Source organism: Pseudomonas sp. B8(2017), assembly GCF_002113575.1.
In the GTDB taxonomy this organism is placed as follows: domain Bacteria; phylum Pseudomonadota; class Gammaproteobacteria; order Pseudomonadales; family Pseudomonadaceae; genus Aquipseudomonas; species Aquipseudomonas putida_Z.
On the sequence record NZ_NEIO01000016.1, the window covers coordinates 52,235 to 72,263 of the forward strand.

Below are 20,029 nucleotides of genomic sequence, written 5' to 3' on the forward strand. Positions count from 1 at the left end.
GAAGCCGACGCGGTAATCGGGCCGCAATCGAAGGAGGCGCAAGCCCGAAAACTGTGCTTCCATCTCTGTGCCGACTGTGTCGCAGACCGTTTTCGCCACGCACCCAGGACCACCATGCACCATTCAACTCACGACCTGCTCTCGCCCGTTCCGGGCATTACCCGCCAGTTGCACAGCTTCCACTTCGGACCTCGCGGTGGCGGCAAAGTCTATATTCAGGCCTCGCTGCATGCCGACGAGCTGCCCGGCATGCTGGTGGCCTGGCACCTCAAGCGCCGCCTGGGTGAACTGGAACAGCAAGGCCGCCTGCAGCGCGAGATCATCCTGGTGCCGGTGGCCAACCCGGTCGGCCTGGAACAAGTGCTGCTGGACGCGCCGCTGGGACGTTTCGAACTGCAAAGTGGCGAGAACTTCAACCGTAACTTCGTCGACCTTTCCGACAGCATCGGCGACCAGATCGAAGAACACCTGACCGACGACCCGGCACATAACCTCGCACTGATCCGCGAATATCTGCGCCGGGGGCTGGACGCACACCCGGCGCGCACACCGCTGCAGGCCCAACGCCTGATACTGCAGCGCCTGGCCTGCGATGCCGACATGGTGCTGGACCTGCACTGCGACTTCGAGGCGGTCGAGCACCTGTACACCACGCCAGACGCCTGGCCGCAGATCGAACCGCTGGCCCGCTACCTGGGAGCCCAGGCAAGCCTGCTGGCCACCGATTCGGGCGGGCAGTCGTTCGATGAATGCTTCAGCCTGGTGTGGTGGCAGTTGCAGCAACGCTTCGGCAAACGGTTCCCGATTCCGCTGGGCTGCTGCTCGGTCACCGTCGAGCTGCGCGGCCAGGCCGATGTCAGCCACGACCTGGCCAGCAAGGACTGCCAGGCGATCCTCGATTTCCTGACCCATGCGGGGGTCATCGAAGGCGCAAGCCCGGCCCTGCCCGACTTGCGCTGCCCGGCCACGCCGCTGGCCGCCGTCGAACCGGTGATAACGCCACTGGGCGGGCTGCTGGTGTACCACGCCCGGCCAGGCCAGCATCTGGAAGCGGGCCAGTTGATCGCTGAAGTCATCGACCCTCTCAGCGACCGGGTCACAGCCATCCGCAACAGCCACCCCGGCCTGCTGTATGCACGTAACGTACGGCGCATGGCTACCGCCGGCATGGTCATCGCCCACGTCGCAGGCGAGCAGGTGTGCCGCAGCGGCTACCTGCTGGCGAACTGATCCGGTAAAACCATTGCACCTGGCTGGTTGTCTGTAGAAACACAGCCACCGAAGGACCCTATGCCCCATGCCCGCCGCCACCGACCTTGCCAAGGCCTGGTTCGCCAAGCGTGGCTGGAAGCCTTTCGCTTTCCAGCGCCGTGTATGGGCAGCCGTGGACCGGGGCGAATCCGGCTTGCTGCATGCCAGTACCGGTGCCGGCAAGACCTACGCCGTATGGCTCGCCGCGCTGCGGGCCTTCAAGGCCGAAGCCCAGGGGCGTCTGGCTGCACCGTTGCAGGTGGTGTGGGTTACCCCCATGCGTGCCTTGGCCGCCGACACCGCCCGCGCGCTGCAGTTGCCGCTGGACGACCTGGGCCTGCCCTGGAGCGTGGGCGTTCGCAGCGGCGACACCGGCAGCGCCGAACGTGCCCGGCAAGCACGGCGCCTGCCCAGCGTACTGGTCACTACCCCTGAAAGCCTTACGCTGCTGTTGACCCGGGCACAAGCCCGCGAAGACTTCGCCACGCTGCGCCTGGTAGTGGTGGACGAATGGCACGAACTGCTGGGCAACAAGCGCGGGGTACAACTGCAACTGGCGCTGGCCCGCCTGCGCCACTGGCACCCGAGCCTGCCGACCTGGGGCCTGTCCGCCACCCTCGGCAATCTTCAACATGCGCTGGACGTATTGCTGCCACAAGGCGGCTTGCTGGTACAAGGCCGACAAGACAAGCCGCTGCAGGTCGATACCCTGCTGCCAACGGCCATCGAGCGCTTCCCCTGGGCAGGGCACATGGGCTTGAAGATGCTCGACCAGGTCAGCGGGGAGATCGATGCCAGCACCAGTTGCCTGGTATTCACCAACACGCGGGCGCAGGCCGAACTCTGGTACCAGGCCCTGCTCGAAGCACGCCCCGACTGGGCCGGCCTGATTGCCTTGCACCATGCCTCGCTGGCCCGCGATACCCGTGACTGGGTCGAGCGCAGCCTCAAGCAAGGCAGCCTGAAGGCAGTGGTCTGCACCTCCAGCCTGGACCTGGGGGTGGACTTCCTGCCCGTGGAGCGAGTACTGCAGATCGGTTCCGCCAAGGGCATTGCCCGCCTCGTGCAACGGGCCGGGCGCTCCGGCCACGCGCCGGGGCGGCGCTCCCGGGTTACTCTGGTGCCCACCCACAGCCTGGAACTGGTGGAAGCAGCCGCCGCCAGGCAGGCCTTGGCAGCCGGGCACATCGAGGCCCGTCATTCGCCGCGCTTGTGCATGGACGTGCTGGTGCAACACCTGGTCAGCATGGCCCTGGGCAGTGGCTTTCACCCGGAGCAGTTACTGGCCGAAGTGCGCAGCACCTGGGCCTTTCGCGAGTTGCGCGACAGCCAGTGGCAATGGGCGCTGGACTTCGTCTGCCATGGCGGCAGTTCACTCAGCGCCTACCCGGACTACCAGCGCGTCGAGCGCCAGGCCGACGGTGCTTACCGGGTTGCCAGCGAACGCCTGGCACGTCGCCACCGCATGAGTATCGGTACTATCGTCAGCGACGCCAGCCTGCAGCTCAAGTACTGGAGCAAGGGCGGCGGAGGCAAGGCGCTGGGCAGCGTCGAAGAGGCGTTCATTGCCCGTTTGCGCCCTGGCGATACCTTGGTGTTCGCCGGGCGAGTGCTGGAACTGGTGCGCGTGGAAAACATGACCGCCTACGTACGCCGCAGCACCGCGCGCAAGGCAGCGGTCGCTCGCTGGAATGGTGGCCGCATGCCGCTTTCCAGCGAACTGGCCGACGCACTGGTCGAGCAGCTTGGCGCAGCATCCCAGGGGCGCTTCCAAGGCCCGGAGATGCGTGCAGTGCGCCCTCTGCTGACCTTGCAGGCGCTATGGTCGGCGCTGCCCACCCCCGGCACGCTGCTGGCCGAGACCTTCAAGTCGCGCCAAGGTTGGCACCTGTTCCTGTACCCGTTCGCCGGACGCATGGCCAACCTTGGCCTGGCCAACCTGATTGCCTGGCGAGTGAGCCGCGTGCAGCCGCTTTCGGTTTCGATTGCCGTCAATGACTACGGGTTCGAACTGCTCAGCCCGGGCAACGTGGACTGGGCAACGCATCTGCCACAGGCGCTGGTTACCGACCACCTGCTGGAAGATGTGCTGGCCAGCCTCAATGCTGGAGAAATGGCATTGCGCCGTTTTCGCGAGATCGCGCAGATTGCCGGGCTGGTGTTTGGCGGGTATCCGGCGGCGCAGAAGAGCCTGAGGCAGATCCAGGCCTCCAGCGGTTTGTTCTATGAGGTATTTCGCAAGCACGACGCCGGCAACTTGCTGCTGGCTCAGGCACGGGACGAAGTGCTGAATGAGGAACTGGAGATCGAGCGGCTGCACCGTCAATTGCTGAAAATGGGGCAGTTACGGCTGGAGCTGCGCCAGCTTGAGCGGCCCGGGCCGTTGGCATTTGCCTTGCTGGTGGAAGGCATGCGCGAAACGTTGAGCACCGAGAAACTGGCGGACCGGATTGCCAGGATGGTCGCGGAACTGAACAGTGCGGCGGACGCTACGGAATGACCAACTTCCTATCCATCGAACACCATGGCCAGGTGCTCTGGCTGCTTTCGGACAAGGCCATCTACTGGCCAGCCCGTCGTGCCCTGCTGGTGGCCGACGTGCACATCGGCAAGGCAGCAAGCTATCGCGCCCTGCACCAACCGGTACCACGCGGCACCACCGAAGCGACACTCGAGCGCCTGGATGCATTGCTGGCCGCGCATGATTGCGAGCAACTGATCGTTCTTGGCGATTTCCTGCATGCCCGAACAGCGCGGGCGCCGGCAACGCTCACCAGGCTGCAGACATGGAGGGAACGGCACAAGGCCCTGAAAATCGTGCTGATACGCGGCAATCATGATCGCAACGCCGGTGATCCACCCGTGTCGCTCGAAATAGAAGTCATGAACGAACCCTGGCTGCTGGAACCTTTCGCGCTCCAGCACGAACCCGAACCGCACCCCAGCCACCCGGTACTGGCTGGCCATGTACATCCGGTATTTGTACTGCGTGGCAAGGCTCGGCAACGCCTGCGACTGCCCTGCTTCCTGATCGATGGCCAGGTCAGCCTGTTGCCGGCGTTCGGTGAATTCACCGGGGGTTGGGAAATCGCGCCCACGAGCGCCAGCCGGGTGTACCTGGCAGGGGCAGACCGTGTCTGGGCGCTCTAGCCGAGTTCACTCAGGCTACAGGCGCCGGAGGAGGCTCATCAGGCAAGGTTGGCTCGCCCGGTTCCATGGGTGGTGTTTCACCGGGCTCCGGCGGTTGCGGGGTATCCGGGTCAGGCTGGTGGGGCACGCCGCCCGCCTGCATGGGCAGCGGGTGTGCCAGCAGTGACCATGGCAGCAACCCGACGTGATTGGGCTGCAGAACTGCCAGCTTGGCACTGATTGCGGGGTGGAGTTTCATAGGCTGCTCCTGACAAGGCCGCTGCGCATCATGCGCACCGGCGTTATCCAGTTGGAGTGCCAAAGGCGCGGGGAATTCCCCGCGCTCGTCGGCTCAGGTACGCGGCAGGGTGACGCCGCGTTGGCCCTGGTACTTGCCGCCACGGTCCTTGTACGACACTTCGCATTCTTCGTCGGACTGCAGAAACAGCATCTGGGCCACACCTTCGTTGGCGTAGATCTTCGCCGGCAGCGTGGTGGTGTTGGAGAACTCCAGGGTCACGTGGCCTTCCCACTCCGGTTCGAGCGGGGTGACGTTGACGATGATCCCGCAACGGGCGTAGGTGCTCTTGCCCAGGCAGATGGTCAGCACATCACGCGGAATGCGGAAATACTCGACGGTGCGCGCCAGGGCGAAGGAGTTCGGCGGGATGATGCATACGTCGCTCTTGATGTCGACGAAACTGCCGGCATCGAAGTTCTTCGGGTCGACGGTGGCCGAATTGATGTTGGTGAACACCTTGAACTCGTCGGCGCAGCGCACGTCGTAGCCGTAGCTGGAGACGCCGAAGGAGATCACCCGGCTGTCCTGTTCGCCGCGCACCTGGCGCTCGACGAACGGTTCGATCATGCCGTGTTCCTGCGCCATGCGGCGAATCCACTTGTCCGATTTGATGCTCATGGCGGGGTGTCCTGAAGAGTTGCGAGGTGAAAATTCGAGACGCGCATCTTACCGGTCCCGGCGCCCAGGTTAAAGTTCCATGCCTCATCCCGCGCCGGGCGGGGGCTGCAGCCGCCGTCGATCCGAATTTGCGTAAAGCGTCTTCTGACCATTGGCAGGTTGCGGAAAGTGGGGTAAGGTGGCGCCACTGTGCTGCACGTGACACCGAGAATCTCTAGTTTGATGCACGATCCTGATCGGCCCATCGCTGAATTTTCTGCTCTCTTTGCGCTCAGTCCCGGCCAGGGTTTTTCCTGACCGTTATCAAATTGTCCAAGGAGACAGAAAAATGTCCAACCGTCAATCCGGTGTTGTTAAGTGGTTCAACGATGAGAAAGGCTACGGCTTCATCACCCCTCAGTCGGGCGACGACCTGTTCGTGCACTTCAAAGCCATCCAAGCTGACGGCTTCAAAACCCTGAAAGAAGGCCAGGCTGTTACTTTCGTCGCTACCCGCGGCCAGAAAGGCATGCAGGCTGAAGAAGTTCAGATCGCCTAAGTCGATCGAAGCTTCCTAGCTTTCAAAAAACCCGCCTTCCGGCGGGTTTTTTTATGCCTGGCCGAAAGACCGAGTCGCCTGCTTCGCGGGCTTGCCCGCTCCCACAGGTACAACACAAGCTTCAAATGCTGTGCAGTCCCTGTGGGAGCGGGCAAGCCCGCGAAGAGAACGACGCGATCTGACAGGTCAATCTTCGCTGATGGTAATGCTAGGCATCGCCGGCGCAGCAGCTTCCTGCAGCACGATCCGCGCGCCCACCTGGCGGGCCAGTTCCTGATAGACCATGGCAATCTGGCTTTCCGGCTCGGCGATCGCCGTCGGCTTGCCACTATCGGCCTGCTCGCGGATCAGCATCGACAGCGGCAACGATGCCAGCAGGTCGACGCCATACTGGCTCGCCAGCTTCTCGCCACCGCCTTCGCCGAACAGGTGCTCGGCATGGCCGCAGTTCGAGCAGATATGCACGGCCATGTTCTCCACCACGCCCAGCACCGGGATGTTGACCTTGCGGAACATCTCCACGCCCTTCTTGGCATCCAGCAAGGCCAGATCCTGCGGGGTGGTGACGATCACCGAACCGGCCACCGGCACCTTCTGCGCCAGGGTCAGCTGGATGTCACCGGTGCCCGGTGGCATGTCGATCACCAGGTAATCCAGGTCGTCCCAGGCGGTCTGGGTCACCAGCTGCAGCAGCGCGCCGGAAACCATCGGGCCACGCCATACCATCGGCGTGTTGTCGTCAGTCAGGAACGCCATGGACATGACTTCCACGCCATGGGCCTTGATCGGCACGAACCACTTCTGCTCGCGAATCTGCGGACGGGTGCCTTCGGCGATGCCGAACATCACGCCCTGGCTGGGGCCATAGATATCGGCATCGAGAATACCCACCCGCGCACCCTCGCGGGCCAGCGCCAGGGCCAGGTTGGCCGCGGTAGTCGACTTGCCCACACCGCCCTTGCCCGAGGCCACGGCGATGATGTTCTTGACGTTGGCCATTGCCGGCACCTGGGCCTGGGCCTTGTACGCGGCCACCACGCAGTCGATCGACACCTGGGCACTGCTGACGCCCTCGAGGTTGCCGATGGCAGTCTGCAGCACCTGGGCCCAGCCGTTCTTGAACAGCCCTGCGGCATAACCCAGCTGCAACTGCACGCTGACCTGCCCGCCCTGGATATCGATGGCGCGCACGCAGCCGGCGCTGACCGGGTCCTGGTTCAGGTAGGGGTCGGTGTACTGGCGAAGCACGCCTTCGACGGCGGCACGGGTGACGGCACTCATGGAGACTCCCAATGGCAAACTGAATGTAAAACAGACGCCTATCCTAACCCGTCAATCGTCAGCAGATGCGCATGCGGGGTGAAATATCTTCGCCAGCCCTTTATAGTGGCCGATCAACCTCATTTTTACCCCGTCGCCAGATAAGTAGCCGAGCCACCATGTCCGAGCCACGTCAGATTCTCGTCACCAGCGCCTTGCCCTATGCCAACGGATCGATCCACCTTGGCCATATGCTCGAGTACATCCAGACAGACATGTGGGTCCGCTTCCAGAAGCTGCGCGGCAACCAGTGCATCTACGTCTGCGCCGACGACGCCCACGGTTCGGCCATCATGCTGCGCGCCGAGAAGGAAGGCATCACCCCGGAACAGCTGATCGCCAACGTCCAGGCCGAACACAGCAGCGACTTCGCCGACTTCCTGGTGGATTTCGACAATTTCCACTCCACCCACAGCGAAGAAAACCGCGAGCTGTCGAGCCTGATCTACGCGCGCCTGCGTGACGCCGGGCACATCGCCACCCGTTCGGTGACCCAGTACTTCGACCCGGAAAAGGGCATGTTCCTCGCCGACCGCTTCATCAAGGGCACCTGCCCCAAGTGCGCGGCCGAAGACCAGTACGGCGACAACTGCGAGAAATGCGGCGCCACCTACGCGCCCACCGAGCTGAAAAACCCCAAGTCGGCGATCTCCGGCGCCACCCCGGTACTGCGTGATTCCCAGCACTTCTTCTTCAAGCTGCCGGACTTCCAGGCCATGCTGCAGCAGTGGACCCGTAGCGGCACGCTGCAGGACGCGGTAGCCAACAAGCTGGCCGAATGGCTGGACTCGGGCCTGCAGGAATGGGACATCTCCCGCGACGCGCCGTACTTCGGCTTCGAGATTCCGGGCGAGCCAGGCAAGTACTTCTACGTGTGGCTAGATGCACCGATCGGCTACATGGCCAGCTTCAAGAACCTCTGCGCACGCCGCCCGGAGCTGGACTTCGACGCGTTCTGGAACGAGGGCTCCAAGGCCGAGCTGTACCACTTCATCGGCAAGGACATCGTCAACTTCCACGCCCTGTTCTGGCCAGCCATGCTCGAAGGCGCCGGCTTCCGCAAGCCGAGCGCGGTCAACGTGCACGGCTACCTGACCGTGAACGGCGCCAAGATGTCCAAGTCGCGCGGCACCTTCATCAAGGCCCGCACCTACCTCGACCACCTGCAGCCGGAATACCTGCGTTACTACTACGCGGCCAAGCTGGGCCGTGGCGTCGATGACCTGGACTTGAACCTGGAAGACTTCGTGCAGAAGGTCAACTCCGACCTGGTCGGCAAGGTGGTCAACATCGCCAGCCGCTGCGCCGGTTTCATCCACAAGGGCAACGAAGGCGTGATGGTGGCTGGCGATGCCGCACCGGAGCTGACCGAAGCCTTCCTGGCGGCCGCCCCGTCGATCGCCGACGCCTATGAAGGCCGCGACTTCGGCCGTGCCATGCGCGAAATCATGGCGCTGGCCGACCGCGCCAACGCCTGGATCGCCGACAAGGCCCCATGGTCGCTGGCCAAACAGGAAGGCAAGCAGGATGAAGTGCAGGCCATCTGCGCCCAAGGCATCAACCTGTTCCGCCAACTGGTGATTTTCCTCAAGCCGGTGCTGCCGGTGCTGGCTGCCGACGCCGAGGCCTTCCTCAACGTGGCACCGCTGACCTGGAACGACCACCAGTCGCGCCTGGAAAACCACCAGCTGAACCCGTTCAAGGCGCTGATGAGCCGTATCGAACCGGCCAAGGTCGAAGCCATGGTCGCCGCCAGCAAGGAAGACCTGCTGGCCGCCGAAGCCAAGGCCCCGGCCGGCAACGGCGAACTGGCCAAGGACCCGCTGTCGGCGGAAATCGAGTTCGACACCTTCGCAGCCGTCGACCTGCGCGTGGCACTGATCGTCAAGGCCGAGGCCGTGCCGGGTGCCGACAAGCTGCTGCAACTGACCCTGGACATCGGTGACGAGCGCCGCAACGTGTTCTCCGGCATCAAGTCGGCCTACCCCGACCCGTCCCAGCTGGAAGGCCGCCTGACCATGATGGTGGCCAACCTCAAGCCACGCAAGATGCGCTTTGGCGTATCCGAAGGCATGGTCATGGCGGCCGGGCCTGGCGGTGAAGAGATCTACCTGCTGAGCCCGGACAGCGGTGCCAAGCCGGGCCAGCGCATCAAGTAACAAAACCTGCTGGACCTTGTGGGAGCGGGCGTGCCCGCGAAACTGACTACGCGGTGCATCGCACCGGCGTTGCCGGTGTTCGCGGGCACGCCCGTTCCCACAATGACTCCGGCACCTTGATGCCAAACCCGGACAATCGCCCCGATTCCCGGCTATCGTCATCTCATGAGCGACTACATCCTGGTCCTGATCAGCGCTGCGCTGGTCAATCACCTGTGCCTGCAACAACAGCCATTACCCAGGCTGCACCTCCACGTGCACGGCCTCGCCTGCGCACTGTGCATTGCCTTGGGCGTGATCGGCGCACAACTACTGGTGCGCGGGGTGCTTGCCCCGCTGCAGGCCCAGGACCTTGCCCTGTTCCTGTTGTTGCCCTGGCTGGCCGTGCTCGCCTGGGGCGTGCCATGGCTGCTGACAAGGTGGCGCCCGAGCTGGCCGGTGACGCAACTGCCCGCACTGCTGTTGAGCAACGCGGTAGTACTGGGGTTGACCCTGCAACAGGCAAGCGACGACAGCACATGGCTCGCTACCTTGCTGCAAGGCCTGCTGGCCGGCGGCGGCTTCTGGCTGGCGTTGGTGCTGTTCGCCGACCTGCGCCAGCGCAGCGCTCATGCCGACGTCCCGGGGGCAATGCGCGGCCTGCCCATCGAACTGCTTGGGGCCGGGGTAATGGCCATGGCGTTTTCCGGCTTCAACGGGCTTTTCGCCCAATGACCGCCAAGCCCGACCCGCGGCTACGCACCAGCATGGGCTTGGTGTTGCTGGCCTGCGTACCTGGCCTGTTGGCGCTGTTCTGGCTGCACGGCTGGAGTTTGCTACTGAACCTGTTGCTGTGCTCCAGCGCCGCGCTGCTGTGCGAGGCGCTGTTGCTTACCTTGCGAGCACAACCGCTGCGCACGGTGCTGAACGACGGCAGCGCGCTGGTGACCGCCGTGCTGCTGGCCGCCGCCCTGCCCACCCTGGCGCCCTGGTGGTTGCCTGTGGTCGCAGCCAGTGTTGCCATCGGCATCGGCAAACAGGCCTTTGGCGGGGTCGGGCGCAACCTGTTCAACCCGGCCATGGTCGGCTACGCCTTCGTGCTGCTGAGCTTCCCGTTGCAGATGAACCATTGGCCAGGGCCGGCACCAGGCCTGCTCGACAGCCTGCAGCTGGTGTTCGCCGGCGGCGAGCAGATCGATGCCTGGGCCCGGCCGACACTGCTCGACGGCCTGCGCCACAACCGCAGCCTGACCATCGATGAACTGTTCGCCAGCCACCCGGGCTTCGGCAGCATCGGTGGGCAGGGCAGCGAATGGGTCAACCTGGCGTTCCTGCTGGGCGGCCTGTTTTTGCTGCAACGCAAGGTGATTAGCTGGCATGCGCCGGTTGGCCTGCTGGCAGGGTTGTTCCTGTTCAGCCTGCTGGGCTGGAATGGATCGGGTTCGGACTCCAACGGCTCCCCCCTGCTGCACCTGTTCTCCGGCTCGACCATGATGGCGGCGTTCTTCATTGCCACCGAACCGGTATCCGGCCCCCGGCAGGAGTGGGCGAAGCTGGGGTTTGGCCTGGGGGCGGGCCTGCTGATCTACCTGATCCGCACCTGGGGCAGCTACCCGGACGGTACGGCGTTCGCCATCCTGCTGATGAACCTCATGGCGCCGAGCCTCGAACGCCTGGCTTTGCAGCGCCAGCAGGTTGCACGATGAAACGCCTGGTACGTGATGTGGGCCTGCTGCTACTGACCGGGGTACTGGCACTGTCGGCCACCCTGGCCTGGCGACACTGGACCAGCGCGGCCATCGCCGACGCCGAGAAGCAACTGAATAGCCGTCAGCGGCTGGCAGTGCTGTCAGAAGGCAGTTACGACAACCAGCCCCTGGATAGCCCGCTGCCCAGGCCCGCCGCACAGCGGCCAAACAGCCGTATCCTGGCAGCTTACCGGGCGACGCTGGCGGGCAAGCCGGCCGCCATCATCCTGGTCACCCAGGCCCAGGGCTATGCCGGGCCGATCGTGCTGAGCGTGGCCATCACCGCGGACGGCCGGCTGATCGGCAGCCAGGTAGTCGAGCAACAGGAAAGCCCCGGGCTGGGTGCACGCCTGGGTGATCCGCAACTGAACTGGCTTGGGCAATTTGCCAACCGCCAGTTGGGCGATCGCTGGGCGCTGAAGCGCGACCAGGGCGACTTTGACCAGTTGGCAGGCGCAACCGTGACCTCACGGGCGGTGATCGGCGCGCTGCAGGAAGCGCTGAGCTACTTCGATGAGCAGCGCAGCGTATTGCTGGAGGGCATGCATGAATAGGTTCTGCCTGCTCGGCGCAAGCCTCGTGCCCCTGCTGGGCGCCACCCGAACACTGAGCGAAGGCGCCACCATCGGCGTGTGTGCGGTGCTGATGAGCAGCCTTCACCAGCTGTTGCTGGCCCCCCTGCGCCAGCGGCTTGCCACCTGGACCTATGTGCTGGCCAGCCTGCTGCTGTTGGCGGCCCTGGCCAGTTGCCTGCAACTGGCGCTGCATGCCTGGCTGCTGCCAGTGGCACTTGCCCTCGGCCACTATCCCGCACTGCTGTGCCTGCAATGCCTGGCCACTGACCACCTGCTGCCCGATCAAGGGCGCTGGCGCCTGCTCGCCGGCCACCTTTGTGCGCTGCTTGCCACATGCCTGCTGCTCGGCGCCAGCCGCCAATGGTTGGCCGACGGTACCGGCCTGCACCTGGCCAGCCTGGCCCCGGGCGCCTTGCTACTGCTCGGACTGCTGTTGGCCTTGTACAATCGCCTGCGTCCGGACCCCGCCCAACCACGTCGTCAAGGAAAGCTCTGATTTCATGAATGCCGCCAAACGCCTGGAGATCTTTCGCAGGCTGCACGAAGACAACCCAGACCCGAAAACCGAGCTGGCCTACACCACCCCGTTCGAACTGCTGGTCGCCGTGACACTGTCTGCGCAGTCCACCGATGTCGGCGTCAACAAGGCCACCGCACACCTGTTCCCGGTCGCCAACACCCCCGAGGCCATCTATGCGCTGGGCGTCGAAGGCCTGAGCGAGTACATCAAGACCATTGGCTTGTACAACAGCAAGGCCAAGAACGTCATCGAAGCCTGCCGACTGCTGATCGAACGCCATGGCAGCCAGGTACCGCAAACCCGCGAAGCCCTGGAGGCGCTGCCCGGCGTGGGCCGCAAGACCGCCAACGTGGTGCTCAACACGGGGTTCCGCCAGCCAACCATGGCAGTGGATACCCATATCTTCCGGGTCAGCAACCGCACGGGTATTGCACCAGGCAAGACGGTGCTGGAAGTGGAGAAAAAGCTGATCAAGTTCGTGCCGAAGGACTACCTGCTCGACGCCCATCACTGGCTGATCCTGCACGGGCGCTATGTGTGCCAGGCACGCAAGCCGCGCTGCGGCAGTTGCCGGATCGAAGATTTGTGCGAGTACAAGCACAAGACCTCCGACGATTGAGTCGATAGCTGGAAACCACCTGCAGCGATTGAAAAAATCTTTTTTACCAGCGTCTGCTTTCTGGTTATAAGGACGGCCAATGGCCCCTTGGCTTGGAGCGACTCATGAGTAGCGATAAAGACGACCTGTCGATCGAAGATGATTTTGTTGCCGCGGATGACGAAGCGGAACCCCAGGTAGAAACCGCAAAGACCAACCTGAGCAAGCGCCGCACCATCGACAATATGCTGGAAGAAAGGCGCCTGCAGAAACAGCTGGCTGACTTCGACTACGATCTGTAACCCTGGCAAAGCCTCCTGGCTGGAGGCTTTACGGCCTTGGCGGTCAGTTCAACCCTTGCCGCTGCGCCAGCTCGATGAGGTCGACCAGCGAGCGCGCATTGAGCTTGAGCAACAGGCGCGACTTATAGGTACTGACCGTCTTGTTGCTGAGGAACATGCTGTCGGCAATCTCTTTGTTGGAACGCCCTCGCGCCAGCTGTTGCAACACGGTCATCTCGCGCGCCGAGAGGCGGTTGACCATATCCGTCTCGCTTCCGCCCCTGCCACGTGACACATGCAAGGCCTGGTTGGGGAAGTAGCTGTAGCCCGACAGTACGGCCTTGATGGCGCTCAACAGCTCGGTGAGTTCCTGCTGCTTGCACACATACCCCGCCGCCCCCGCCTGCATGCAGCGCATCGAGAAGTTGCCGGGGGCCTGCGATGTCAGCACCAGCACCTTGCTGCCCGGGCTGAAAGTTGTCATGCGACCGATCACCTCCAGGCCATCCAGCTTGGGGATACCGATATCGAGCACCACGATATCCGGCAGGTGTTGCCGTGTGAGTTGCAGCGCAGCCACCCCGTTGTCGGTTTCCGCCACGACGTCATACCCATGCCGCTCCATCAGCATGCGTACGGCCAGGCGTATGACCGGATGATCATCCACGATAAGCACTTTATTCATGCGATATCCATTCATTGCTTTTGCTTTGGCCCGCCAAGATAACCTACAGAACGCTTACTGGCGCGGTGATTTACCGGCGAAATATATGAACAGATAGAACCTACAACACTTACAGAAATTTCCTACACTCAACTGATGCACTTGTAACAATCAAATTCTCTGTTACCGAATGAACGGTATCACCGGCCGATAAAAGTGCACCAGTTGAAAGCCGGCCGACACCTCAGGAAATATTCAGCTCAAATGCGCTGAACAAACACCGTCATCAGGATTTCGAGCGATTATTCTCACCCGGGAAACAATCCAGTCTTTAGTTGAGCATCGCCGTAAGGCAAAGATGTGCAAAATCGCTGGAGACGACCCATATGCACCAAGTACAGCCTGTCGCCCCGCTGACGATCATTGCTATCTTCGCTGGGATTATCGAAGCCTCCGCCCTTGCCACATTGCCGTTTCTCAGCGAGTCCAGCCAAAAGCTCTATACTTGGTTCCTGGTGGGCTTCCCATTCTTCCTGACGGCACTGTTCTTCCTCACGCTCAACTTCAATTACAAGTCGTTCTACGACCCTTCATCAAACAGGACGGCAAATGACAACCCGTCGACACAGAGCGATGTGGCCAAACATGCAATGCCCGGTAATACCAGCGAAGCGCTGCAGGGTGAGCCTGTCACATTCATGTTTTCCGGCCCAGATGCCTATCGCATGATGGAGCAGCAATTGTTGTCCGCCCTTGCCCAACCGCCTCAGCAAGCGCGCACGTGGCGCTTTTGCAACCTGGATAGACGCCAGTGCGCACAACTATCGATCAGCTCGCTTGATGGACAGCAGGCGAGCGACGGCCATTGATATCACAGACAAAAAAAACCCCGGCCTGGGCCGGGGTTCTTGCTGCACATGCCAGCGATCAGAGCAGCGAACGGCCCTTGTTGGCAGCAATGCGCATACGCAGGGCGTTGAGCTTGATGAAGCCCGCTGCGTCCGCCTGGTTGTAGGCGCCGCCATCTTCCTCGAAGGTAGCGATGTTGGCATCGAACAGCGAGTCGTCCGACTTGCGGCCGACAACGGTGACGTTGCCCTTGTACAGCTTCAGGCGTACCACGCCGTTCACGTTGACCTGCGAAGCGTCGATCATCTGCTGCAGCATCAGACGCTCCGGGCTCCACCAGTAGCCGGTGTAGATCAGGCTGGCGTACTTCGGCATCAGCTCATCCTTCAGGTGAGCGACTTCGCGGTCCAGGGTGATCGACTCGATGGCACGGTGGGCCTTGAGCATGATGGTGCCGCCTGGGGTCTCGTAGCAGCCACGCGACTTCATGCCGACGTAACGGTTCTCGACGATGTCCAGACGGCCGATGCCATTGGCACCACCGATACGGTTCAGGTCGGCCAGGACGGTGGCCGGGGTCTTCTCGACACCGTCGATGGCAACGATGTCACCGTTGCGGTAGGTCAGCTCGATGTAGGTAGCCTGGTCTGGGGCGTTCTCGGGCGAGACGCTCCAGCGCCACATGTCTTCTTCGTGCTCGGTCCAGGTATCTTCCAGGACACCGCCTTCGTAGGAGATGTGCAGCAGGTTGGCGTCCATCGAGTACGGCGACTTCTTCTTGCCGTGGCGCTCGATCGGGATGCCGTGCTTCTCGGCGTAGTCCATCAGCTTCTCGCGGGACAGCAGGTCCCACTCACGCCATGGGGCGATTACCTTGACGCCTGGCTTCAAGGCGTAGGCACCCAGTTCGAAACGCACCTGGTCGTTGCCTTTGCCGGTGGCGCCGTGGGAAATGGCGTCGGCGCCGGTTTCGTTGGCGATTTCGATCAGGCGCTTGGCGATCAGCGGACGGGCGATGGAAGTACCCAGCAGGTACTCGCCCTCGTAGACGGTGTTGGCGCGGAACATCGGGAACACGAAATCACGCACGAATTCTTCGCGCAGGTCGTCGATGTAGATCTCTTTAACGCCCATTGCCTGGGCCTTGGCACGAGCCGGCTCGACCTCTTCGCCCTGACCCAGGTCAGCGGTGAAGGTCACCACTTCGCAGTTGTAGGTATCCTGCAGCCACTTGAGAATCACCGAAGTATCAAGGCCGCCGGAATACGCCAGTACGACCTTTTTTACGTCCGCCATGCCATCACTCCACGGGGTTGTACGGAAAGGGATCGATTCTAACGACGTTACGGATAAATTTACAGTGGGGCGACAGCTTCTGACGACAAAGCGACAGGAAGTTTCGGAAGGGCGACGGGAGAATAGTATCAGGGCCCCAAGGTGCATGCCTTGACCTGTTCAGCGCCTATGAGATCGAGCGCCGCCCGCGCGGCGCATCGCCGGCAAGCCGGCTCCCACATCTGTTTCGGGCCAGTTACTCCTGCCTCCTGCGCACTCGCACCCTGGGTGCATGGCTGGAGATTGCAGAAGAGCAGCAGCGCTACCTTCGATATCGTGTCGTACAAACAAGGGGGCGCGCGCGCCAGGCACAGAAGAGACTGGCCCGAAACAGATGTGGGAGCCGGCTTGCCGGCGATGCGCCGCGCGGGCGGCGCTCGGTCTCACAGGCGCCAAAAATGTTGTGGCGGACACCTGTAGGCCCTGATGCAATCCCCTGCCATGTACCCGGCAACCAACCCGATCTCAGGGCGCCTTCGCCCCCGGCGCGGCAGCAGCCGGACTGGCTGGCGCTGGCGTCGGAGCAGCAGGCGCCGCCTGCTCAACCGGCTTCTCCACCGGTTTTTCAACCACCGTCACCCGATCCAGTTCAATATTCACCCGACGATTACGTGCCCGGTTGGCAGCATTGGTGTTCTTCGCCAATGGGTAACGCTCGCCGTGGAAACGCACGGTAATCTGCTCTTCCGGAACGCCATGGGCCTTGAGGTAGTCGGCCACCGCCAGTGCCCGGCGGCGCGACATGTCGCGATTGGTCAGGCGGTTGCCACTGTTGTCGGAGTGGCCGTTGAGCTCGACATGGTTCACCGTCGGGTCGGCCTTCATGTAGTCGAGGATCACGTCCAGCCGCGCCTTGGCCGCACCATCCAGCTCGAAGCCGCCCCCGGGGAAGCCCACCTGGGTCTGGCGCACCTGGTCGTAATTCATCGGCAGCAGCTTGCCGGCACAGGCCTGATAGTCGCTGTAGGCCTTGGCGAAGCTGACCGGTAGTACACGCACTTCCATCGGCCTGCCCGCCTCGCCGGCGTAATTGCGTACCACCGTGCTGCGCCCATCGAGCAGGCCGTTGATCAGGCGGCTGGCCTGGCCCTGGGACGAACTGAACAGCACCCCGGTGCGGGCCATGCGCACGCTGCCCAGGTTGATGTCGCTGCGCCCGGGTTGCCACGGCGCAGCGGCTGCCAGCAAGGTCGCCGTGCCCGCACCCAGTACATTGCTGTCCGAACGCAGCTGGAACACCGGCTGCTCGCCCGCGCGGCGCACGAACTCGCCGCTGCCGAAGCCGTCGATCGGCTGGATCAGCCGGCACTCGAACTGGTCACCCTCGACCTTCCAGGCGATGTTCTCCATGCGCGTCTGGAAGGTCAGCGCGCCGGCCGGCAGGCTGGCGAACAGGGTCAACAGGGCTAGGTAACGCTGGCGCACGGGCGGCTCCACAAATTCTGACGGCTTACCTGCAGGCTATCGGACGCCTGCCGGAAAACTTGATAGCCGTGCTCCACCCAGGGTTTTCCGGTAGCATTGGGGCTTGAGTTCGACCCGCCTGGAATCCCCAATGTCCGATCGCCTGACCCTCCTGCGTCCCGACGACTGGCACATCCATCTGCGCGATGGTGCCGTCCTGCCCCACACCGTTGGCGACGTGGCGCGTACTTTCGCCCGTGCCATCATCATGCCCAACCTGGTTCCGCCGGTACGCAATGCCGTCGAGGCCGGCGCCTACCGTGAGCGCATCCTGGCCGCCCGCCCGGCTGGCAGCCGCTTCGAGCCGCTGATGGTGCTGTACCTCACCGACCGCACCAGCCCCGAGGACATCCGCGCGGCCAAGGCCAGCGGTTTCGTGTACGCCGCCAAGCTGTACCCTGCCGGCGCCACCACCAACTCCGACTCGGGCGTGACCAGCATCGACAACATCTTCCCGGCCATCGAGGCGCTGGCGGAAGTTGGCATGCCGCTACTGGTGCATGGCGAAGTGACCCGCAGCGAGATCGACGTGTTCGACCGCGAGAAGCGCTTCATCGACGAGCACATGCGCCGTGTGGTCGAGCGCTTCCCGACGCTGAAGGTGGTGTTCGAGCACATCACCACCAGCGATGCCGCGCAGTTCGTCACCGAGGCCCCGGCCAACGTCGGCGCGACCATCACCGCGCAGCACCTGCTGTACAACCGCAACCACATGCTGGTTGGCGGCATTCGCCCGCACTTCTACTGCCTGCCGATCCTCAAGCGCAACACCCACCAGGTGGCGCTGCTGGACGCGGCCACCAGCGGCAACCCGAAGTTCTTCCTGGGTACCGACTCGGCCCCGCACGCCCGTCATGCCAAGGAAGCCGCCTGCGGTTGTGCCGGTTGCTACACCGCCTACGCGGCAATCGAGATGTACGCCGAAGCATTCGAGCAGCGTAACGCGCTGGACAAGCTGGAAGGCTTCGCCAGCCTGCACGGCCCGGCGTTCTATGGTCTGCCGGCGAACACCGACACCATTACCCTGGTCCGCGAGGAATGGACCGCCCCGGACAGCCTGCCGTTTGGCGAGCAGACCGTGGTCCCGCTGCGCGCCGGCGAAAAACTGCGCTGGCGCCTGCTGGAGGAAAACGCGTGAGCGAAGACCTCTACGAAGACGACCTGGACACCCAAGGCAGCAGCGGCTCGCGCCACCCGATGGCCGAGCGCTTTCGCGGCTATCTGCCGGTAGTGGTAGATGTTGAAACCGGCGGCTTCAACAGCGCTACCGATGCCCTGCTGGAAATTGCCGCTGTCACCATCGGCATGGACGAAAAGGGCTTTCTGTTCCCCGAGCACACCTACTTCCACCGGGTGGAGCCATTCGAGGGCGCCAACATCGAGGCGGCCGCGCTGGAGTTCACCGGGATCAAGCTGGACCACCCGCTGCGCATGGCGGTCAGCGAGGAAAGTGCGCTGACCGACATCTTCCGCGGCGTACGCAAGGCGCTCAAGGCCAATGGCTGCAAGCGGGCGATCCTGGTCGGCCACAACAGCAGCTTCGACCTGGGCTTCCTCAATGCAGCGGTAACGCGCAATGACCTGAAGCGCAACCCGTTCCACCCGTTCTCCAGCTTCGACACCGCTACCCTGGCGGGCCTGGCTTATGGCCAGACCGTACTGGCGCGGGCCTGCCAGAGCGCCGACATCGACTTCGACGGGCGTGAGGCGCATTCGGCGCGTTATGACACCGAGAAGACGGCCGAGCTGTTCTGCGGCATCGTCAACCGCTGGAAAGAGATGGGCGGCTGGCGCGATTTCAACGATTGAGTTGAAAAAGCATTCGCGGGCAAGCCCGCGAAGAGGCCGGCACAGGACGGCACAAAAAAACCGGCCACAAGGGCCGGTTTTTTCATGCGCTTGGCAATTACAGCTTGCCAGCGTTCTCGCTCAGGTAGGCAGCAACGCCTTCCGGCGAAGCGTTCATGCCTTTGTCGCCTTTTTTCCAGTTGGCAGGGCAGACTTCGCCGTGCTCTTCGTGGAACTGCAGGGCGTCGACCAGGCGCAGCAGCTCGTCCATGTTGCGGCCCAATGGCAGGTCGTTGACGATCTGCGAACGGACAACACCGTTGGTGTCGATCAGGAAGGCACCACGGAAGGCCACGCCGCCTTCGGACTCGACGTCGTAGGCCTTGCAGATTTCGTGGGTCATGTCGGCAGCCAGGGTGTATTTGACCTGGCCGATACCGCCGTTGTTGACCGGGGTGTTACGCCAGGCGTTGTGGGTGAAGTGCGAGTCGATCGACACGCCGATCACTTCCACGTTGCGCGCCTGGAAGTCAGGGATGCGGTTGTCCAGGGCGATCAGCTCGGACGGGCAGACGAAGGTGAAGTCCAGCGGGTAGAAGAACACCAGGCCGTACTTGCCCTTGATGGCCGAAGCCAGGTTGAAGCTGTCGACGATCTCGCCATTGCCCAGCACGGCCGGAACGGTGAAATCGGGGGCTTTCTTACCAACGAGTACGCTCATTGTAATCTCCTGATGAGGGTGAAAAACCGTTTGCCGGGCCAGACGGGCTTGCCCGACATCCAACAAAGGCCGACCATCATACACGGCTTCTGGTGACAGGCCGACTCCAACGACGAAGCAACCGCCGGTCGCTCAACCACGGCCCTTTCAGAAACTCCTTTGACAAGCATTCTCATTAACATTAAGCTCCA

The 20,029-nt window shown here is 63.1% G+C and carries 21 protein-coding genes; 14 read left to right on the forward strand and 7 right to left on the reverse strand.

The features are described from left to right. Nucleotides 1-114 precede the first annotated feature (114 nt). The 3 genes from CAG22_RS20295 (at nucleotide 115) to pdeM (ending at nucleotide 4,401) form a co-directional block, all read left to right on the forward strand. Nucleotides 115-1,230 (forward strand): succinylglutamate desuccinylase/aspartoacylase family protein, encoded by a 1,116-nt coding sequence (locus CAG22_RS20295; protein WP_085706039.1) that lies wholly within the window; start codon nucleotides 115-117, stop codon nucleotides 1,228-1,230. A gap of 67 nt (nucleotides 1,231-1,297) precedes the next feature. Continuing rightward, entirely contained in the window at nucleotides 1,298-3,751 is a 2,454-nt protein-coding gene (locus CAG22_RS20300; RefSeq protein ID WP_085706040.1) for a ligase-associated DNA damage response DEXH box helicase, read from the forward strand. Continuing rightward, a complete protein-coding gene (pdeM, locus tag CAG22_RS20305; RefSeq protein ID WP_025340383.1) occupies nucleotides 3,748-4,401 on the forward strand; it encodes a ligase-associated DNA damage response endonuclease PdeM in 654 nt (217 codons plus the stop codon). The genes CAG22_RS20300 and pdeM overlap by 4 nt, the downstream gene beginning before the upstream one ends. Before the next feature lie 10 nt (nucleotides 4,402-4,411). Here pdeM and CAG22_RS20310 read toward each other — a convergent pair whose 3' ends face one another. After that, nucleotides 4,412-4,639, reverse strand: a complete 228-nt coding sequence (locus CAG22_RS20310; RefSeq protein WP_046614742.1) for a hypothetical protein — start codon at nucleotides 4,637-4,639, stop codon at nucleotides 4,412-4,414. A 93-nt stretch (nucleotides 4,640-4,732) separates the two neighbouring features. Continuing rightward, nucleotides 4,733-5,299 carry a dCTP deaminase gene (gene dcd, locus CAG22_RS20315; protein ID WP_003258001.1) on the reverse strand — a complete coding sequence of 189 codons (567 nt, stop codon included), beginning with the start codon at nucleotides 5,297-5,299 and terminating at the stop codon, nucleotides 4,733-4,735. 328 nt (nucleotides 5,300-5,627) lie between these two features. Here dcd and CAG22_RS20320 point away from each other — a divergent pair, with 328 nt between their 5' ends. Continuing rightward, complete coding sequence (locus CAG22_RS20320) at nucleotides 5,628-5,837, forward strand: cold-shock protein (protein ID WP_003254922.1); 210 nt, start codon at nucleotides 5,628-5,630, stop codon at nucleotides 5,835-5,837. Nucleotides 5,838-6,023: 186 nt separating this feature from the next. On the opposite strand, the gene apbC is transcribed toward CAG22_RS20320, so the two are convergent. Then, nucleotides 6,024-7,118 carry an iron-sulfur cluster carrier protein ApbC gene (gene apbC, locus CAG22_RS20325; protein WP_085706041.1) on the reverse strand — a complete coding sequence of 365 codons (1,095 nt, stop codon included), beginning with the start codon at nucleotides 7,116-7,118 and terminating at the stop codon, nucleotides 6,024-6,026. Between the two features lie 158 nt (nucleotides 7,119-7,276). Between apbC and metG the strand changes: the two genes are divergently transcribed. From metG to CAG22_RS28545, 7 genes are all read left to right on the forward strand, one after another. Beyond that, nucleotides 7,277-9,316 (forward strand): methionine--tRNA ligase, encoded by a 2,040-nt coding sequence (gene metG / locus CAG22_RS20330; protein ID WP_085590215.1) that lies wholly within the window; start codon nucleotides 7,277-7,279, stop codon nucleotides 9,314-9,316. Nucleotides 9,317-9,481: 165 nt separating this feature from the next. Next, a complete protein-coding gene (locus CAG22_RS20335) occupies nucleotides 9,482-10,030 on the forward strand; it encodes an Rnf-Nqr domain containing protein (RefSeq protein WP_085692269.1) in 549 nt (182 codons plus the stop codon). After that, nucleotides 10,027-11,001: an RnfABCDGE type electron transport complex subunit D gene (locus CAG22_RS20340; RefSeq protein WP_085590219.1), complete on the forward strand. Its 975-nt coding sequence runs from the start codon at nucleotides 10,027-10,029 to the stop codon at nucleotides 10,999-11,001. The genes CAG22_RS20335 and CAG22_RS20340 overlap by 4 nt, the downstream gene beginning before the upstream one ends. Next, on the forward strand, nucleotides 10,998-11,597 hold the full coding sequence (locus CAG22_RS20345; protein WP_085590221.1) for an RnfABCDGE type electron transport complex subunit G: 600 nt from the start codon (nucleotides 10,998-11,000) through the stop codon (nucleotides 11,595-11,597). The genes CAG22_RS20340 and CAG22_RS20345 overlap by 4 nt, the downstream gene beginning before the upstream one ends. Next, nucleotides 11,590-12,114, forward strand: a complete 525-nt coding sequence (locus tag CAG22_RS20350) for an NADH:quinone oxidoreductase (RefSeq protein ID WP_085706042.1) — start codon at nucleotides 11,590-11,592, stop codon at nucleotides 12,112-12,114. The genes CAG22_RS20345 and CAG22_RS20350 overlap by 8 nt, the downstream gene beginning before the upstream one ends. A gap of 4 nt (nucleotides 12,115-12,118) precedes the next feature. Continuing rightward, a complete protein-coding gene (nth, locus tag CAG22_RS20355; protein WP_085706043.1) occupies nucleotides 12,119-12,757 on the forward strand; it encodes an endonuclease III in 639 nt (212 codons plus the stop codon). 104 nt (nucleotides 12,758-12,861) lie between these two features. Further along, nucleotides 12,862-13,038, forward strand: a complete 177-nt coding sequence (locus CAG22_RS28545) for a PA3496 family putative envelope integrity protein (protein WP_003258006.1) — start codon at nucleotides 12,862-12,864, stop codon at nucleotides 13,036-13,038. A gap of 43 nt (nucleotides 13,039-13,081) precedes the next feature. Here the strand turns inward: CAG22_RS28545 and CAG22_RS20360 are convergent, their stop codons facing one another. Next, nucleotides 13,082-13,702, reverse strand: coding sequence for a response regulator transcription factor (locus tag CAG22_RS20360; protein ID WP_023660944.1), 621 nt, complete (start codon nucleotides 13,700-13,702; stop codon nucleotides 13,082-13,084). A gap of 365 nt (nucleotides 13,703-14,067) precedes the next feature. On the opposite strand from CAG22_RS20360, the gene CAG22_RS20365 reads away from it, so the two are divergent. Beyond that, nucleotides 14,068-14,550 (forward strand): hypothetical protein, encoded by a 483-nt coding sequence (locus tag CAG22_RS20365; RefSeq protein ID WP_085590228.1) that lies wholly within the window; start codon nucleotides 14,068-14,070, stop codon nucleotides 14,548-14,550. A 58-nt stretch (nucleotides 14,551-14,608) separates the two neighbouring features. Here CAG22_RS20365 and CAG22_RS20370 read toward each other — a convergent pair whose 3' ends face one another. Beyond that, nucleotides 14,609-15,826, reverse strand: coding sequence for an argininosuccinate synthase (locus CAG22_RS20370; RefSeq protein ID WP_013973956.1), 1,218 nt, complete (start codon nucleotides 15,824-15,826; stop codon nucleotides 14,609-14,611). A gap of 504 nt (nucleotides 15,827-16,330) precedes the next feature. After that, on the reverse strand, nucleotides 16,331-17,290 hold the full coding sequence (locus CAG22_RS20375; RefSeq protein ID WP_085692270.1) for an OmpA family protein: 960 nt from the start codon (nucleotides 17,288-17,290) through the stop codon (nucleotides 16,331-16,333). Between the two features lie 130 nt (nucleotides 17,291-17,420). Here CAG22_RS20375 and pyrC point away from each other — a divergent pair, with 130 nt between their 5' ends. Both pyrC and rnt read left to right on the forward strand, forming a co-directional pair. Then, entirely contained in the window at nucleotides 17,421-18,467 is a 1,047-nt protein-coding gene (pyrC, locus tag CAG22_RS20380; RefSeq protein ID WP_015271562.1) for a dihydroorotase, read from the forward strand. 59 nt (nucleotides 18,468-18,526) lie between these two features. Next, nucleotides 18,527-19,138 carry a ribonuclease T gene (gene rnt / locus CAG22_RS20385; RefSeq protein ID WP_230388460.1) on the forward strand — a complete coding sequence of 204 codons (612 nt, stop codon included), beginning with the start codon at nucleotides 18,527-18,529 and terminating at the stop codon, nucleotides 19,136-19,138. Between the two features lie 97 nt (nucleotides 19,139-19,235). Here the strand turns inward: rnt and CAG22_RS20390 are convergent, their stop codons facing one another. Next, complete coding sequence (locus tag CAG22_RS20390; RefSeq protein ID WP_003254945.1) at nucleotides 19,236-19,838, reverse strand: peroxiredoxin; 603 nt, start codon at nucleotides 19,836-19,838, stop codon at nucleotides 19,236-19,238. Nucleotides 19,839-20,029: the final 191 nt, after the last annotated feature.

What these genes read in the sequence shown, in the direction of transcription:
- dcd (WP_003258001.1), bottom strand. Translation starts at nt 5,299, where the DNA reads ATGAGCATCAAATCGGACAAGTGGATTCGCCGCATGGCGCAGGAACAC.
- CAG22_RS20360 (WP_023660944.1), bottom strand. Translation starts at nt 13,702, where the DNA reads ATGAATAAAGTGCTTATCGTGGATGATCATCCGGTCATACGCCTGGCC.
- CAG22_RS20310 (WP_046614742.1), bottom strand. Translation starts at nt 4,639, where the DNA reads ATGAAACTCCACCCCGCAATCAGTGCCAAGCTGGCAGTTCTGCAGCCC.
- CAG22_RS20340 (WP_085590219.1), top strand. Translation starts at nt 10,027, where the DNA reads ATGACCGCCAAGCCCGACCCGCGGCTACGCACCAGCATGGGCTTGGTG.
- CAG22_RS20350 (WP_085706042.1), top strand. Translation starts at nt 11,590, where the DNA reads ATGAATAGGTTCTGCCTGCTCGGCGCAAGCCTCGTGCCCCTGCTGGGC.
- CAG22_RS20370 (WP_013973956.1), bottom strand. Translation starts at nt 15,826, where the DNA reads ATGGCGGACGTAAAAAAGGTCGTACTGGCGTATTCCGGCGGCCTTGAT.
- rnt (WP_230388460.1), top strand. Translation starts at nt 18,527, where the DNA reads ATGGCCGAGCGCTTTCGCGGCTATCTGCCGGTAGTGGTAGATGTTGAA.
- CAG22_RS20335 (WP_085692269.1), top strand. Translation starts at nt 9,482, where the DNA reads ATGAGCGACTACATCCTGGTCCTGATCAGCGCTGCGCTGGTCAATCAC.
- pdeM (WP_025340383.1), top strand. Translation starts at nt 3,748, where the DNA reads ATGACCAACTTCCTATCCATCGAACACCATGGCCAGGTGCTCTGGCTG.
- CAG22_RS20295 (WP_085706039.1), top strand. Translation starts at nt 115, where the DNA reads ATGCACCATTCAACTCACGACCTGCTCTCGCCCGTTCCGGGCATTACC.
- CAG22_RS20320 (WP_003254922.1), top strand. Translation starts at nt 5,628, where the DNA reads ATGTCCAACCGTCAATCCGGTGTTGTTAAGTGGTTCAACGATGAGAAA.
- pyrC (WP_015271562.1), top strand. Translation starts at nt 17,421, where the DNA reads ATGTCCGATCGCCTGACCCTCCTGCGTCCCGACGACTGGCACATCCAT.
- CAG22_RS20300 (WP_085706040.1), top strand. Translation starts at nt 1,298, where the DNA reads ATGCCCGCCGCCACCGACCTTGCCAAGGCCTGGTTCGCCAAGCGTGGC.
- nth (WP_085706043.1), top strand. Translation starts at nt 12,119, where the DNA reads ATGAATGCCGCCAAACGCCTGGAGATCTTTCGCAGGCTGCACGAAGAC.
- metG (WP_085590215.1), top strand. Translation starts at nt 7,277, where the DNA reads ATGTCCGAGCCACGTCAGATTCTCGTCACCAGCGCCTTGCCCTATGCC.
- CAG22_RS20345 (WP_085590221.1), top strand. Translation starts at nt 10,998, where the DNA reads ATGAAACGCCTGGTACGTGATGTGGGCCTGCTGCTACTGACCGGGGTA.
- apbC (WP_085706041.1), bottom strand. Translation starts at nt 7,118, where the DNA reads ATGAGTGCCGTCACCCGTGCCGCCGTCGAAGGCGTGCTTCGCCAGTAC.
- CAG22_RS20390 (WP_003254945.1), bottom strand. Translation starts at nt 19,838, where the DNA reads ATGAGCGTACTCGTTGGTAAGAAAGCCCCCGATTTCACCGTTCCGGCC.
- CAG22_RS28545 (WP_003258006.1), top strand. Translation starts at nt 12,862, where the DNA reads ATGAGTAGCGATAAAGACGACCTGTCGATCGAAGATGATTTTGTTGCC.
- CAG22_RS20365 (WP_085590228.1), top strand. Translation starts at nt 14,068, where the DNA reads ATGCACCAAGTACAGCCTGTCGCCCCGCTGACGATCATTGCTATCTTC.